The 16,035-nt window shown below is 63.1% G+C and carries 11 protein-coding genes; 3 read left to right on the top strand and 8 right to left on the bottom strand.

Translation table 11 applies throughout. The features are described from left to right. Positions 1-122: 122 nt before the first annotated feature. Entirely contained in the window at positions 123-356 is a 234-nt protein-coding gene (locus ABIB99_RS02155; RefSeq protein WP_063984639.1) for a hypothetical protein, read from the bottom strand. 452 nt (positions 357-808) lie between these two features. Here ABIB99_RS02155 and ABIB99_RS02150 point away from each other — a divergent pair, with 452 nt between their 5' ends. Both ABIB99_RS02150 and ABIB99_RS02145 read left to right on the top strand, forming a co-directional pair. After that, the gene (locus ABIB99_RS02150; RefSeq protein WP_063984640.1) at positions 809-1,306 is read left to right on the top strand and encodes a hypothetical protein; all 498 of its coding nucleotides are present in this window, start codon (positions 809-811) and stop codon (positions 1,304-1,306) included. Positions 1,307-1,381: 75 nt separating this feature from the next. After that, positions 1,382-2,215 (top strand): hypothetical protein, encoded by an 834-nt coding sequence (locus ABIB99_RS02145; protein WP_063984641.1) that lies wholly within the window; start codon positions 1,382-1,384, stop codon positions 2,213-2,215. A 28-nt stretch (positions 2,216-2,243) separates the two neighbouring features. Here the strand turns inward: ABIB99_RS02145 and ABIB99_RS02140 are convergent, their stop codons facing one another. The 4 genes from ABIB99_RS02140 to ABIB99_RS02125 form a co-directional block, all read right to left on the bottom strand. After that, positions 2,244-4,610 carry an efflux RND transporter permease subunit gene (locus tag ABIB99_RS02140; RefSeq protein ID WP_063984642.1) on the bottom strand — a complete coding sequence of 789 codons (2,367 nt, stop codon included), beginning with the start codon at positions 4,608-4,610 and terminating at the stop codon, positions 2,244-2,246. A 207-nt stretch (positions 4,611-4,817) separates the two neighbouring features. Continuing rightward, entirely contained in the window at positions 4,818-5,600 is a 783-nt protein-coding gene (gene eutC / locus ABIB99_RS02135) for an ethanolamine ammonia-lyase subunit EutC (RefSeq protein WP_354174694.1), read from the bottom strand. A 6-nt stretch (positions 5,601-5,606) separates the two neighbouring features. Further along, positions 5,607-7,193: a B12-binding domain-containing radical SAM protein gene (locus ABIB99_RS02130; protein ID WP_354174692.1), complete on the bottom strand. Its 1,587-nt coding sequence runs from the start codon at positions 7,191-7,193 to the stop codon at positions 5,607-5,609. 152 nt (positions 7,194-7,345) lie between these two features. Beyond that, a complete protein-coding gene (locus ABIB99_RS02125; protein ID WP_354174690.1) occupies positions 7,346-8,728 on the bottom strand; it encodes an ethanolamine ammonia-lyase subunit EutB in 1,383 nt (460 codons plus the stop codon). A 219-nt stretch (positions 8,729-8,947) separates the two neighbouring features. On the opposite strand from ABIB99_RS02125, the gene ABIB99_RS02120 reads away from it, so the two are divergent. Continuing rightward, positions 8,948-10,687, top strand: coding sequence for a methyl-accepting chemotaxis protein (locus ABIB99_RS02120; protein ID WP_354174688.1), 1,740 nt, complete (start codon positions 8,948-8,950; stop codon positions 10,685-10,687). Between the two features lie 228 nt (positions 10,688-10,915). Here ABIB99_RS02120 and ABIB99_RS02115 read toward each other — a convergent pair whose 3' ends face one another. The 3 genes from ABIB99_RS02115 to ABIB99_RS02105 form a co-directional block, all read right to left on the bottom strand. Continuing rightward, on the bottom strand, positions 10,916-12,349 hold the full coding sequence (locus ABIB99_RS02115; protein ID WP_231144420.1) for a glycosyltransferase family protein: 1,434 nt from the start codon (positions 12,347-12,349) through the stop codon (positions 10,916-10,918). Positions 12,350-13,159: 810 nt separating this feature from the next. Continuing rightward, entirely contained in the window at positions 13,160-14,011 is an 852-nt protein-coding gene (locus ABIB99_RS02110; protein ID WP_354174686.1) for a phosphatase PAP2 family protein, read from the bottom strand. A gap of 743 nt (positions 14,012-14,754) precedes the next feature. Further along, the gene (locus tag ABIB99_RS02105) at positions 14,755-15,984 is read right to left on the bottom strand and encodes an acyl-CoA dehydrogenase family protein (RefSeq protein WP_354174684.1); all 1,230 of its coding nucleotides are present in this window, start codon (positions 15,982-15,984) and stop codon (positions 14,755-14,757) included. Positions 15,985-16,035: the final 51 nt, after the last annotated feature.

Here is a 16,035-nt window from a genome sequence, read left to right as displayed (position 1 = left end):
CGCCGCGGCCCCCATATAGGGGAATACGGCCGCAAAACCAATCCTGTCTCTCGATGGCTGCCCTTCCGGATCCGGCCCGAAAAGGCGGCCCCCGGGCCGCCCTTGTGGGCCAGTGGCCGAGCTTACTGGTTGTGGGTCTTCAGGACCTGGTCGCAGGCCTGCGAGATCTTGGCCCGGTTCTCCTTGAGGCAGGCCAGGATGGTGAAATCGCCCTGGTCGATGACCGGACGGCAGAACTTCTGCACATCGCGCGTGCAGGCCTTCTGTTCCGCGTCTGTGCCACGTCCTGCCTGGGCGAATGCCGCCGTCGAAAGGGATGCCAACAGTAGGGTGAGAGCGACGAGAAGCTTACGCATTGTATTCCTTCATTCTGACGGCAGAACCGCACCGATCCCGGACAGGGCGAACGACCGGAACGGATTGTTCTGATGGCAAGTCGCCGCGGAACGTGCGGCCTCGGAGAAGGCACAAGCACTGGCAAATGCGGCCAAATTGGCGCCACAGCCACCAAATCGGGTCTTCCCTCGCTCTTCATTGGCAGATGTAACAGATTGATACTACGTCATAATTCTGGCACACTGCGTTTTGATGCGTACCTGTTGCAGAGCTGCATCTCTCCGCCCTGCTTTTCCCGCGAGAAACACAGCGAAACAGAGAGAATCGCGCAGCCTGACCTGGCGCGACGGCGTCGTGAACCGCCGTCCCTGGCTGTCAGGCTTTGAACCAGACACAGGCTCGGAACACTAAACTTTCGATGTGGCGAGACGTTCATCCTAAGCGAACGTCGCTCGAAAACGGGATATTCAAAATGCAATTCATTGGGCGATCTGGACAGGCAATCAAGGCGGCCGGCATCGGGGCTGCGCTGCTCTTCTCAGTCTCGGCAAGCCATGCTCAGTCGTCCGGACCGTTTGCAGGTTTCGACGGTGCGTGGAGCGGCACCGGCACGGTGTCGCTGTCCGATGGTAGCACCGAGCGCATCCGCTGCAAGGCCGACTACAAGGTCGCCGGCACCGGTCTCAGCCTCAAGCAGGCCCTTCACTGCGCGTCCGACAGCTACAAGTTCGACCTCACCAGCGACGTGACGAGCCAGGGCGAGCGAATCTCCGGCAACTGGAGCGAGACCAACCGCAACATCTTCGGCAATCTCCAGGGCACCGCCGGCGGAGGCCAGATCGAGGTGTTCGTCGAGGCCAACGGCTTCGCCGCCAACCTGTCGCTGCGCACCAACGGCACCAAGCAGACGGTGCAGATCAGCTCGAAGGGCGAGATCCGCGGCGTCAACATCACGATGACGAAGGGCTGACACCCTTCCCGCTTCGAGAGGAACACGCCCCCGGTTCTCGCGAGCCGGGGGCTTTTTGCTGACATTGTTACGGACATGGACCCAATTCGCAGACATCTGCTCAAGGCCGCCGGGCTCTTCGTAACCAGCCGCGCCTTCGCCAATGACCAGCAGGGTACGAGCATGCAGCCTTCGTCGGTAAAACCGCGTCACGTGCTCTGCTTCCTCGGCAAGGACGAGAGCCTGCTGCACCCGCCGAAGGCGGTGGCCAAGACAATCGCGGATTTCAACTTCGAGATCGACCGCACCTATTCGCAGGCCAAGCCCGATCCGCACATGGAGTGGTCGTTCGGCGTGTGCTGGGACCGCGTCTTCCCGAAAGCCTGGTCTGCCGCGGACGAAGCGGCCGTGGTCAACCACAAAGCGGTGCTTTATTTGCTGAGCCCGCCGCTAGAGCAGCAGAAAGCAGTCGCCTTTTCGGCGGCGGCCTTGCGCATCGTCGAGGAGATGATCGAAGCCGGCGCCACCGCCGTGAAGGGCGAAAGCGCCGGCGTTGCCCACGGCCTCGAGCGGTGGCGCAGTCTCGGCGATCAGGCACGCAAGGGCGCAAAGACCAGTCAGGACCTTGGCATGACCCTCGCCGTCGCCAAGGCGTGTCGTCTTGCTTTCGCCAAGCGTCCGCTCGGCGGCGATCGCTATTACGAGACCGTCGGCTATCACCTCGTCGGCTTGCCGGAGATCTATGTCGCGAAATCGCGCGGCAACGAATGGTCGGCGGTGCTGCTCATGGAGGAGCTTGCCAACGCCATGGCCGAGCGCGGCATCGAAGCGACGCTACGCGATCGCAAGCTTACGCTCTCGCGGGAGCAGGACTACGCCGAGGACGATTTCAAGTTCAATCCGTACGGGATCGTCCGGGTCGAGGCGTGAGCAAGGGGCGGCGTATGCCGCCGCCCGCTCAGATCGCCGGCTTGTCGGGGCCCTGAAGCTTGGCGTGCAGGTTGATCAGCCACATCGCCGTCGGCCGCAGGATGAAGAGGTCGGCGACGAGGGCCATCACCATCGAGAAGGCGCTGAGCCAGCCGAACAGCCGCAGCGACGGCAGGTCGGAGAACACGGTGACGACGAGACCGCAGGCCAGCACCAGCGTGGTCAGGATCAACGCCGGGCCGACCAGCACCGTCGCGCGCTCCACCGCGAGCGCCGAACCGACGCCCGGCTTGCTCTCCAGCCTGAGGCGATTGAGGAAGTGGATCGTCGCGCTCAAGCCCAGGCCGAACGAAACGGTCAGCGCCACGACACTGGCAAATTGCAGCCCCTCGCCCATCGCCCACAGCACCGTTCCCGACATCACCACCGGGAAGATGCCCGGCAGGATACAGGCGAACATCACGACCCAGGAGCGGAAGGCAAGGCCGATGAAGATCGCGACGAGCGCGAATTCGACAGTGAGCCCGCGGTTGAGCTTCTCGATCATGCCGGCCGAGTTGCGCGCGGCAATCGCGGCAAGACCCGTTACCGCGATCTCGTAGCCGGGATGCTTCTTGCGGACGGCGTCAAGTTCGGAATCGAGCTTGTCGACGATCGGTAGCAGCTGACTGGAATCCTTGTCCGGCACGCGGCCTGCGACTACGACGGCATCCTGCTCGGCGTCGATGAAGCGTCGGACCAGATGCTCGGGGATGACGTTGACATATTCCTTCAGCGTCGCGACGTCGGCGCTACCGGCCTTGTCCGCGAGCCAGCGGCGCAGGGTCTCGAGCGACCAGACGTTGCCGACACCGGCGGCTTTCTCGACGGTCGCATGCACGTCCGCGATGGTCTGGAGCGTCTCCGGCGAGTAGAGCGTCTCACCCTTGGGGAACTGGACCAGCACGTTGACCGGATTGGCACCGGTGAGCTTGGCATCGAGCCGGTCGCTGGCGGCGACGGCCTGGCGCTTGTCCGGCACCTGATCCGCGAGCCGGTAGCGCGGCTCCAGATTGGCGTAGATGACGCCGAGGCCCGCGACGAACAACACTGCAATCAGGCTGAACAGGCCGGGACGACCCACCATGCGGACCGCGATCCAGTAGCAGAAATTGCGCAGCGCCTGGACGCCGGCATCCGCGCTCTGGAACTTGGAAGCAAAGACTTTCTCGTTGCGCACCAACAGCACGCCGAACACCGGCACCAGCGACAACACCGCGACCAGCGCGATGATGGTGGCGGCCAAGCCCGCCTCGCCGAACTTGCGGATCAGGTCGGAGTCGGAGAACTGGAGTGCGATGAAGGAAATGCCGGCGGTGCCGTGCGTCAGCACGCAGGCCGGTCCCACCACCAGCACCGCGTTCTTGAACGCGGTGAACTTGTCCTGGCCTGCGATCAGCCGGTCGCGCGCGGCGAACGTCAACTGCATCGAGTCCGAGAAGCTGATGACCATGATGAGCGGCGTCATCACGTTCAGGAACATGTTGAGATTGAAATTGGCCCAGCCGAGCGCACCGAGCGCCAGCAGGATCGCAATCATCGGCGGGAACGCCGCCGCGACCATGAACGAGATCTTGCGGAAGAAGATGATGGCGATAACGCAGCCGGCGAGGATGCCGAGGATGTTGTAGGTCAGCCCGTCACGCTCGACCGCGTTGCGGATCTCGAGCTGCATCACCGGCACGCCGGAGAGCTGCACGTTGAGGCCGGTATTGCCGAGGTCTTCCTTCATCAGCGCACGGATGTCGCCGACGGTCTTGGTCAGCTTGTTGGAGGCGACCACCTCCGGATCGAGCGACAGCACGATCAGCGCCAGCGTGCCGTCGTCCGACAACAGCTTGCCGCGGATGATCTCGTTGTTCTTGACGGTCTCGACGAACTTGTCATAGGCCGCGCCCTCGGGCAGTTCGGGCGGGAACAGCGCCGCCGGCAGCCTGCCCGGCGCCGGCGCCTGCCGCGCCGAGAACAGCGAGACCAGGCCACGCGTGCCTTCGACCAGCTGCATGTCGGTGACGAAGTCGCGCAGCTTCTCGAGGTTATTCCGCGCCAGGAGGGTCTTGCCCTCGACCACGACGAGGACGTCGAATTCCTCAGCCGGGAACTTCTTTGTCACCGCTTCATACTGGCGGAATTCCGGCGTGTTGGACCGGAACAGCTGCGACAGCGAATCGTCGATCTTGATCCGGTGAATGCCGAACACGGCACCGACGATCAGGGCGAGCAGAACGATGCAGGAGACGATCGGCGCCCGGACGGCGATCAGCCCGATGCGCTCGAGCCCGAAGGCGATCGAGGACGTCGGTCCCTGCTCGACCTTGTCGACATGAACCTCATTCTCGCGGTGCTTTTCGAGCATGCCTTGTCCAGTTCCTAATCGGCTCGGGTCTGTGAGCTTATTGCGTCCCGCGAACGGCTTGAAAATGCCATACAGATGGGAGGCTTGCCCTTTGAAAATGCGCGGAAAATCGCCGCGAGGGGTTTAGCAGGTCCAAACGCCCTCTCGCAAGCGCGCGCAAGCGCACAAATTGGATCAACATGCGGCGATTTCGACCCTTGATACCGGTCATTCCGGCCGGATCGTCCCGATTCGAGCGGGAGGATCGCCGCTCTCGTCTTTCAGCGCCACGCCGGTGGCCTCCCGCGCCAGCCCCTCGCGAACAAGCCAAGCGATTTTGAAGGCGGCCTCGTCATGGCTCAACCCGGCCTTGTGGACGTTCGAGACGCAATTGCGCTCGGCATCGGTGCGGCCCGGCTTCGGTGCGAAGGTCAGATAGGCGCCGAGGCTGTCGGGCGCGGACAGGCCCGGCCGCTCGCCGATCAGCGTCACCACCATGCGCGCACCGAGAATGGCGCCGATCTCGTCGCCGAGCGCGACGCGCGCGCCTGAGGCGACAACGACATGTCCAATCGCGACGTCATCGCCTTCCGCAAGCAGCGGCAGCAGATGAGACACCAGCGCCACCGCATGGGCGTGGACCGCCGCCGCCGACAGGCCGTCGCCGATCACGAGCGCGAGCTGGCACGGCTCCGAGGCATGTCGTGCCAACAATTCGATCGAGCCGGCATCGAGCTGTCGTCCCAGATCCGGCCGCCGCAAATAATCCCTGCGGTCGACCGCCTGGCTCCGCGCCTCGGTGACGACGAGGCCAAGCGCGCGGAGATCGGCGACCAGACGCGGCGCGTCGAACACTGCATGCACGGCATCGCGGGCGCGGGCATGGTCCAGCGTGAAATCCAGCAAGGCCCTTGTCGGCACGCTCGCGCCGCTGCGGCCGAGCGCGACGCGCGCGGGCGTCAGCGACCGCAGATCGAGGGTCGGGCGGCGCGGGACGGCCGGATCAGACATGTCGCATCATTCGGCGGGAACGGAGGCCTCGCGCAGGCGGATCGAATAGTTCGAGGCGTTTTGCCTGCCGCTGGACGCCGCGCGCGCAAACGTAATCAGATGGTGCGCGATCAAGGTGCAGCCGATCAACCCTTCGAGGTCACCGCGCTTGATGCGCCCGAGCGCAAACTTCCAGAACACGCGCCTGTAGTCGCCGAGCACACCCACTTTCCAGAAGATGTTGCGCAGCATCACGAGACCGCGCCGGATGTTGCGCCAGGTCTTCATCTCGTCCGGCGTCGGCATCTTCAGGCGGTGCACATAGACGTTGTCGCATTGATACTGGAAGCGCGCGTAGACCTTCTCGGGCTCGTAGGCGACGCCCATGGCGTGCTTCCAGGATGCGACGACCTCGTCATAGGGCAACAGGAAGTCGACGTTGGAATCGCGGCCGTCATCCTCGATCAGGCGTCCCTCGCGCTCCAGACGGTCCCACAGCGGCGTCTTCGGCAGCGCCTGGAGCAGGTTGATCGTGAGCAGCGGAATCCGGGACTCCTCGACGAAGGCCAGCAGCGCCTCCGACGTGTTCGGCTTGTCGGTGTCGAGCCCCATGATGATGCCGGACACGACCTCCATGCCGTAGGAGTTGATCGTTTGCACGCCCTCGAGGATCGGGACCATCATGTTGTGGTCCTTGTGCATCGCCTTCAGCGCGTCGGGATCGGGCGTCTCGATGCCGCAGAAGATGGTGATGAAATAGGCCTCGCGCATCTTTTCGAGGATCTCGGGCCGCTTGGCGATGTTGAGCGTCGCCTCGCAGGCGAGCCGCACCACATAGCCGGTCCGCTTCTGCCATTCGATCAGATGCGGCAGCAGGTCCATCGCCGCTTTGCGGTTGCCGATGAAATTGTCGTCGACGAAATAGACCGTGTCGGTCATGCCGCATTCGCGCAGGCGGTCGAGCTCTGCGATGATCTGCTCGGGCGATTTGAGGCGCGGATTGCGGCCGTAGAGGCCGGGGATGTCGCAGAACTCGCACTGATAGGGGCAGCCGCTGGAATATTGGATGCTGCCGAGGAAGTATTTCTTCACGTCGGCGAGTTCGTAGGCCGGGATCGGAAACTCCGTCATCGGCACGCGGTCCTTGGTGGTGAGCACCACCTGCTCCCCGGGACGCGACGTGTCGCGCGCCAAAATCTCGATCAGCCGATTGGTGGCGTCGCCGAGTTCGCCGACATGGAGATAGTCGAAGGACGGATAATAGTCCGGGCAGGCGCTGACGGAGGGACCGCCGAGCGCGACCGGGAGATCGAATTCATGGGCGCGGCGGCAAATGTCGTTCATCTGCTGGCGCTGGATGTGCATGCCGCTGACGAAGATCGCCTCCGCCCACGCGAACTCTTCGTTGGTCGCGCGACGGAGATTCTCGTCGACGAACTTGACCTCCCACTCCTCGGGCAGATAGGCCGCGAGCAGCAAAAGCCCCTGCGGGGGCATGAAGGCGCAGACGCCGTCGGTCAAAGGATAGGAATGCTCGAACGTCCCGAACGACGAGGTGTACCGGGGAAACACGCACAGAATCCGCCGGGCCGTACCGTTACTTTCAGCTCGCATCAAAGCTCCCCCGCCACGGTCGACATAGCTGCGGAAATTGCCAGCCAGACACATAGCGTAATGCTGTCGCCGGAATTTCTCAAAATTGTGGCAGGACCATAATTCCGAGAGGGACCAATGGTTTCCTCAAGCCGCCGGGCGCTCCCGCCGCGTCACGCGATCAGCCGTGAGGCAAAATCGGGCAGCAGGCCTGCGTCGCCGGCAAGACGGAAATCGGCGCCCGCGATCCCCGAGTGCACCAGCCAGTCGTCGAATTCCGGCGCGCGGCGCAGGCCGAAGACGTCGCGGACATAGAGCGCGTCGTGAAAAGACGTCGACTGGTAGTTCAGCATGACGTCGTCGGCCCCGGGGACACCCATAATGAAGGTGACGCCGGCGGCCGCCAGCAGCGTCAGCAGATTGTCCATGTCGTCCTGGTCCGCCTCGGCATGGTTGGTGTAGCAGATGTCGATCCCGAGCGGCAGGCCGAGCAGCTTGCCGCAGAAATGATCCTCCAGCCCGGCACGGATGATTTCCTTGCCGTCGTAGAGATATTCCGGGCCGATGAAGCCGACCACGCTGTTGACCAGCAATGGCGCAAAGGCGCGGGCGACCGCATAGGCCCGCGCCTCGCAGGTCTGCTGGTCGACGCCGTGATGGGCGCCCGCCGACAGCGCCGAGCCCTGGCCGGTCTCGAAATACATCACGTTCTCGCCGACCGTGCCGCGCTTCTGCGACAGGCCGGCCTGCTGCGCCTCCTTCAGGAGCGCGAGGTCGACGCCAAAGCTGCGGTTGGCGGCCTCGGTGCCGGCGACCGACTGGAAGACGAGATCGACCGGCACGCCCTGCCCGATCAGCGACAGCGTCGTCGTGACATGGGTCAGCACGCAGGCTTGCGTCGGGATCTTCAGCCGCGCGATGATCTCGTCTAGCAGCCGCAGCAATTGCCCGATGACCGCGGGATCGTCGCTGGCCGGATTGATGCCGATGCAGGCATCGCCGGCCCCTAACAGGATGCCGTCGAGGATCGAGGCGGTGATGCCCCTGGCGTCGTCGAAGGGATGGTTGGGCTGCAGCCGCGTGCTCATCCGCCCCTTCAGGCCAATGGTGTTGCGAAAGGCGGTGGTGACCTCGCATTTCCGCGCCGCCAGGATCAAATCCTGGTTGCGCATCAGCTTTGAGACCGCGGCCGCCATTTCCGGGGTGATGCCGCCCGCCAGCCTGCGCAAAACCTCGGATGTCGCCGCATCCGACAGCAGCCAGTCGCGAAAGGCGCCGACCGTCAGCGAAGCCACCGGCGCGAATGCCCTGGCATCGTGGCTGTCGATGACGAGGCGGGTGACCTCGTCGGCTTCGTACGGGATGACCGCTTCCTGCAAGAACTGGCCGAGCGGGACGTCGGCGAGCGCCATCCGCGCCGCGATCATCTGCGCGGCGCTTGCGGCGGCAATCCCGGCCAGCCGGTCGCCGGAGCGCGGCGGCGTCGCCTTGGCGAGCAGGTCGCGCAGGTCCGGAAATGTGTAGGTCGTGGCGTCGATGGTGTGGCGGTAGACCAAAGGCCCCTCCGGGGTTCATCGGCCAGTGGCCGACATCAGCGCGATCCCAAACTATACCCAGATCAAGACACTGAAATATCTTACCTTTCTTTTGACTAAGGACGAAGGGGCCGGGCCACGGCGTTAAGACGGCGTCCATCTTCATTCTGCATAGTTTTGCATCAATTTTATACGACCGCGCTCTCCGGCCACTGCCGGCCATTGGGGCCTCTGAAAAGCATGACAACCGACCGTTCTGGGAATGCCACGGGGGTGGCAGGCCGTTTCACGCTTGCGATCAAGCTCTACGCGATCTTCGCGCTGTTCGCGCTGCTCACGGCGGCGATCGCGATGCTGTCCGACTACAACAGCCGCCGCAGCGCCGAGTTGACGAGCGCGATCGAGACGGCGAACGCCGCAGCACTCAATGTCGAGCGGGTCAACTCGCTGGTCTACGCGGTCGTGATGGAATCGCGCGGCGTCTACATGTCGACCGAACCGGCCGTCGTGAAGAAATACGGCGAAGGCCTGCTCAAGTTCAACGCCCAGATCCTCGATGTCGTGAAGCGCTGGGAGACCATCGTCAAAGCCGACGATGCCGAGCAGTTTGCCACGTTCAAGAGGCGCATCGAGCAGTTCGTCGAGTTCCGCAAGGAGCTGGTGCGCCGCGGCGTCGAGATCAATGCGGCCGCGGGCCGCGAATGGGGCGACAACGACGCCAATCGCGCCGTGCGCTCGGCGCTGAACAAGGATCTCGAGGCGCTGTCCAAGGTCTATGCCGAGCGCGCCAGGCAGATCGCGCACGAGACCGAGACCAATCGCACCCTCTCCTTCGTGCTGACCTGCCTCGGCGGCGTGGCGCTGGCCCTCGTCGTGATCGGCATCGTCATCATCGCCCGCTCGATAGCCCGTCCCCTCTCCGCCATCACCGCGACCATCGAGCAGGTCGCGGACGGCGCCGAGAATGTCGTGGTGCCGCACTCTGACCGCGCCGACGAGATCGGCGCGCTGGCACGCGCCATCCAGATCTTCCAGGACGCGATGGGCCGCAACCGCAATCTCGCCTCGCAGGTCTCGCAGGACTCCGCCGCGCGCGAGCAGCGCGCCCGCCACATCGAGCAATCCGTCGAGGCGTTTGGCGAGGCGATCGGCGCGATCATGCGCGGCCTCAGCGACAACGCCTCCGTCATGCGCGAGACGGCACAGACCATCACCCGCGTCACGGCGGATGCCAGCAGCCGCGCCGGCACCGCGGCGAACGCCACCGAGCAGGCCTCGCACAACGTCACGGCGGTGGCAGGCGCAGCCGAGGAGCTGTCCGCGTCGGTGGTGGAGATCGGCCGCCAGGTCCGGCAGTCCGCAGGCGCGGTCGAGCAGACCGGTCAGCGCACCGAGAAGTCGATCTCCGAGATCGAAAGCCTCGCGGCCGCCACCCAGCGCATCGACGGCGTGCTCAACCTGATCCAGGCGATCGCCGAGCAGACCAATCTGCTCGCGCTCAACGCCACCATCGAAGCCGCGCGCGCCGGTGACGCCGGCCGCGGCTTTGCCGTCGTCGCGCACGAAGTGAAGGCGCTGGCGGGTCAGACCGCCAAGGCGACCGCCGAGATCGGCGAGAACGTCTCGATGATCCAGGCGTCCACCCGCAACGCGGTCGATGCCGTGCGCGAGATCGGCGGCGCCGTGCGCGAGATCAGCGACGTCACCTCGGCAATCGCCGGCGCCATCGGCCAGCAGGACACCGCCACGCGCGAGATCTCGTCCAACGCCCAATCGGCCGCGCAGGGCAACGAGACCCTGGTCGCCAACATCACCTCGCTGCGCGACGCCATCGGCGAGACCGACACGGCGGCAGCCTCCGTGCTGACGGCGGCGAGCAGCCTCACGGAGACGGCGGACACGCTGTCGCGGGAGGTGGAGACGTTTTTCCAGAACCTGCGATCGGGCCCCGCGGACAGCCGCGTCGCCAAGGCGGGGTAAGAGCGCGCACACCCGCGGCGGGCTCACGCTCTCACAAAAAACGCGAAAACAACCCCATGCACAGTAGCCGGGGATAACGATATCAATGGCTTGACCGCCCCACTCGACGCCTTGCGGATTTTACGAATCCTATTTGACTCGTCGGGCAAAACACCGGCATGATGTCATCATCGCGATGGCACGCCAGTCCCCGCTCCGGCATTGGCAGCCTGCCATCGAACGCAGGGATCAGCGTTCTGAATTCGATTGATCGACGAATATTCGAACGCGGCCGACATCCTCGACTTCACGATAGCGGCTTAACTCCATCCGGAGCTCGGGATCCGAATTGGCCCAGGCCAGCCAATCGAACGGGAACGAGCTCAGCAGAGAGGTATCAACGAGAATGACGTTGGGGCGCCCGTTTCGCACGTCCGCCAGCAATTGCTGCCGCTCGAACTCGATGATGCTGTCCAATCTTGCTCGCTCACCTTCGCTTGGTTGCGAGCTGTTCTCGCGCAGCATCGCGCCGGCGGCCAGCAGCTGCGCACAAGAGCTGCCCACCCAAACTCCGTCGATCTGGCGGACGAGCGGATGCCCGAGGCCGATGTGATCGGTAATCGTCAGCAGCCGCGGGTGCTTCACATATGCCTGGACGCGCGCCTGCAGCGGCGGAAATCCCGGGGCTGGTGATGACAAATAGAGCCCGATGGCGACGACGGTCGCAAGGCCGCCGATCACAACAGGCGCCCGCAACGTCTTGGTGCCAACCTGCAGCAACGGTGCGGTAATCGCAAACAGACAGAGCGCGAAGGCCGTGTATGGCCATCCCTTGCCTTGAAGCAGGAAACTCGCGGCGCCGCCGACCGATGCGGCAAGCCAAGGGATTGCGGCGCTCCCCATCTTGAGGTTTTGAGGACCGCTCAGACGCAAGAACCCAAGAGAAGCGCCGATCACGGCGATCGGAATAGGAAGCAGGGCACTTAGCTCCCGTCTGATCGGCAAATAGGCTTCGGCGACCATCGGGGCATAGGTGGAGAGATAAGCGGGGAAGACGGCAACAACCACCGCCCCGTAGCTGATTACGACAATCGCGGCCGTCCATGCTTCAGGGGTGAACAAGGGCCTGAAGGACCGCTGGCGGAGGGCGCTCAGAATGATCGGGAGGCCGGCCACCAGGGCAAAGAACGGCTTGATGCTCATGGCCAGCCCCGCCCCTACGCCAGCGAGGATCGCGACCCGTCCGGGATCGAGCCCGCGCCAGCGCAGCGCGGTGATGGCGACAAAAGGGGTCAGCGCGATGACAGCGATGTGTTCACGCTGTCCGAAGATGGTGCCCGGAAGAATTGCGAGCAGAAACGCAAACGACCAGGTTGAAAGACTCCTCTCCCGAGCGCCCAGCTTCGCGGCCGCAGCCGCGCGATCGATCACAAAAAGCGCGCCTGATATCTCGGCGATCACCAGGACGATCACGATGAACTCGGGTGCAATGCCGGTCATTCGCCCGAGCATCGCCGCCGGCATGTACATGTAGACCGACAGAGGCGGATTGGACTCGAAGAGGTCGACCCCAAACTTTCGGCCGTCCAGGATTTTTTCGTTGACGGTCAGAAGCCAGCCCACATCCGCGTTGAGAACGACAGGTATTTGGACGAGCAGGGCCGTCAGCAGGATCGCGATCACGACAAACTGCCGCTGATGCGTGCCGAAGTCGGTTCCTAGCAGGGCCAGGGCGCTCTCCCTGGAAGGAGGCGATCTATTCTCTTTCACCCGCGTGAACCTGCCATGGCGTGATGGGCCATTCTCAACCGGCAGTCGTTACTATTGTGCTACGAGAAGTCGCAGCTGAGCGGCGCTACCCGCCCCGCCGGCAATCGAGTGCTCCGCACTGGCAATTGCTACCGAAGTCGCTACGCGTCGTGCAGAAGGACGCCGAGCATCGCCCCATGATCGAGGAACGCTTCGCCGGCGCAGCTCGTCGATGATATTGAGTACCTCGATCCCCAAACCGCGCTGGGCAAGATCGACGAACCGATTCGGCTGCTGATCGGAAGTCTATGCCATCAACAGCGCAGATCGAATGAAACGAACTGGCGTTCCGAATTGGATTGAGCAACCAAAATTTGAACGCGGCCGCCGGGAGTCCTCAACTTCACGATAATGACTCAATTCCACCCAGAGTTCGGGGTCCGAATTGGTGTCCCAAGCCAACCCATCGAAACGGGCCGCACTCAGCAGATAGGCATCCACGAGAATCACATCGGGGCGCCCTCTCGCAGGTCCGCCAACAGCAGCCGCTGCTCGAAATGTGCGATGTCATCGAGTTTCGTTCGCTCGTCTCGAGTCAGCTGCGAGCTATTCTGGCGCAGCATTGCGCCAGCCGCCAAAGGATGCGCGGCGCAAGAACTGCTCATCCAGCTTCCGCCGATTTGTGGGTAGAGCGGACATCAACCAACCGAAAACCACCGTCGAAAATGATACGTAGCCGAAGTCTCATTGCACTCTCAAAATCGGCGCGTTTAGGGGATCTGGCGGCATCAGAGTCTTTTGTTGCTTCTGCCGATCGCTCGTAAGATATTTTCCAACACGGCGCACCGCGTATATCGCCGCCACGGCTATGATCAATCCGGCGGCAACATCAGCAAAGAAATGGCCACCACCAATTGGAGTCGCTGCGACCATAACGGCATTCCACAAGAGACCAACGGCCCTCAGCCAACGAAACGGCCAAAAGACCCAAGCGTAAAGTGCCGCGGAAATGGCATGGAAGCTCGGAAACGTCAGAATAGGCCCCAGGAGATAGGCGTTGAGCAGTCTGGTAGTGCCGTCGCGCACGAGTGGAAGCTCTTTCAGAGTCCCGTAGTAGACAACTGGTTCGACATTGGGATGGTCGCTCGGCACGAGTCCAAGAGCGTGATAGACACCAGTCGCCGGCACAAGCGTAGAGATGATGGTGGTCACGATCAGCGCTATGGCGAAGGCAAGCGCGAACTCCGCCGCGCGCCGATGGTGGCCGAACAACGGCAGGATTAGAATCAGGATGACGAGCTGCCATTGAATGGAATTATAGGTTTGCTCAAACGCCCAGCGTAACTGAAGCTGGTCGTTTACGACACCGAGATAGGCCCGGAAATCCAATCCCAGCCTGCGGTCAAGCGTGAGCAGATTTTCTTCCTGCATTGGCAGGTTCGCAGAAGCTGCGACGTAACCGAGCGAAGTGATCAGCACGATCATCGAAATGAATTGGGCCTGCATCAGGAGCGTGGCGTAGATCCTGGGGTCTCCGGCCGCGGATCTCGCATTGAGATGACCGACGGTACCATACAGCGCGGCGATTCCGAGCATAGTGAGGTAGCTGCACCACTCAATGCGGAATTCGGTGAGCAAAAGGCCGAGACAAAAGCTCCCCAAGACCATGGTGATGAGAGCCCAATTCAGCTGGAACAGCCGCAGAGAAACGATTTCGTCTTGCGTCGTGCTTCTCTACTTTGAATGTGACGACTTCCCACAAGAATCCTGCGCCATTTGCGGCCACTCCCTGCATTACGAGAGTGCAAATGAATACACAACCATTAATAGAATCACAACAAACGCGTGTTTATCAAGTTGGATACACTCTAACTGACTCCTTTAGGTTGTGGAGTCTTGATAGAATCATAATGGCGCCAAATCTCTGCGCAGGCCATTGCTACCGAAGCCGCTATGCCGAGGAGGTTTTCCACCACCGAGCCAAGCTCGAAGGTCTGGATTGGCTCTCCTTCTCGCGAGCCGCGGCCGAGAAACTTTCGCCTGAAGACGTCGGTCCCATCTCGCCATTTGCGTTAGAGGCCCTGCAAGCAAAAGGTATTGCGGCGGGAGGAACTGCGCGGAATCCGTTGCTCTGTACTGTCGCTGATTTTCCGGACGCGGAACTAGTGGTCGCGCTAAAGGACGGCGGAGATCGCTGTGCCGTGTAGCTCATTGTGTCGAATACTGGGACGTGGATGATATCGAGTACCTCGCTCCCAAACCGCGCTGGGCAAGATCGACGACTGGGCTGCTGATCAGAAGCCTGCAGATTCACACCCGAGAGGCCGAGAGCAGCGCCCCTACCCCATCACGCCGCCGCGCTTGATCAACTCCTTGCCGACGGCAGCGAGATGCACCTGGTCGGGGCCGTCGCCGATGCGGATGAAGCGGGCGTAGACGTAGGCGCGGGCGAGGAAGGTGTCCTGCGAGACGCCGGCGGCGCCGTGGATCTGGATGGCGCGGTCGATGACGCGGGCGGCCATGCTGGGCACCACGATCTTGGCGGCGGCGATCAGGTCGCGCGCTGACTTGTTGCCTTCGCGGTCCATCTTGTCGGCAGCTTGCAAGGTGAGCAGCCGCGCCTGCGCGATCTCGCAGAAGGAGTGCGCGATGTCCTCGCGCACCGAGCCCTGGTCTGCGAGCGGCTTGCCGAAGGCTGTGCGCGACACGGATCGCCGGCACATCAATTCGAGCGCGCGCTGGGCGCAGCCGATCAAGCGCATGCAATGATGGATGCGGCCGGGGCCGAGCCGGCCCTGCGCGATCTCGAAGCCGCGGCCCTCGCCGAGCAGGATGTTCTCGGCCGGCACACGGACATTCTCGTAGACGATTTCGGGATGGCCGACCGGCGCGTCATCGTAGCCGTAGGTCAGCATGTCGCGGACGATGCGCACGCCGGGCGTCGCCTTCGGCACCAGGATCATGGATTGCTGGCGATGGCGATCGGGATCATCGGGCGCGGTCTTGCCCATCACGATCAGGATCTCGCAATCCTCGTTCATCGCGCCTGACGTGAACCATTTGCGGCCGTTGATGACGTAGTCGCCGCCGTCGCGCTTGATCTCGCACTGGATGTTGGTGGCGTCGCTGGAGGCGACCTGCGGCTCCGTCATCGAGAAGCCGGAGCGGATGCGCCCCTCCAGCAGCGGCTTCAGCCAGCGCTCCTGCTGCGCCGGCGTACCATAATTTGCCAGCACCTCCATGTTGCCGACATCAGGCGCCGAGCAGTTGAAGATTTCGGGCGCCCAGAGGATGCGGCCCATGATCTCCTTCACCGGCGCATATTCGAGATTGGTGAGGCCACTATTGTTAGGGTCTTGGCCGTGCTCGCCTGACAGGAACAGGTTCCAGAGCCCCTGCTCCCGCGCCAACCGCTTCAAGTCCTGCAGCACCTGCGGCGTCTTGTAACGCGCGGCTTCCGGCTTCACCTGCTCGTAATAGAGCTCCTCGACCGGCTCGACATGCGCAAGCATGAACTGGCGAACGCGTTCCTGCAGCTCCAGCGAACGGGCGGAGTGTTGAAAGTCCATGGTGGTCTCCTGTTCGCTGCGCTTAGCTCTTCCCTTCTCCCCTTGTGGGAG

Origin of the sequence: Bradyrhizobium sp. LA6.1 (assembly GCF_040547805.1) — a bacterium.
Taxonomy (GTDB): Bacteria; Pseudomonadota; Alphaproteobacteria; order Rhizobiales; family Xanthobacteraceae; genus Bradyrhizobium; species Bradyrhizobium barranii.
Note: the sequence above shows the minus strand (reverse complement) of the source record. Positions and strands in the feature narration are given on the sequence as shown.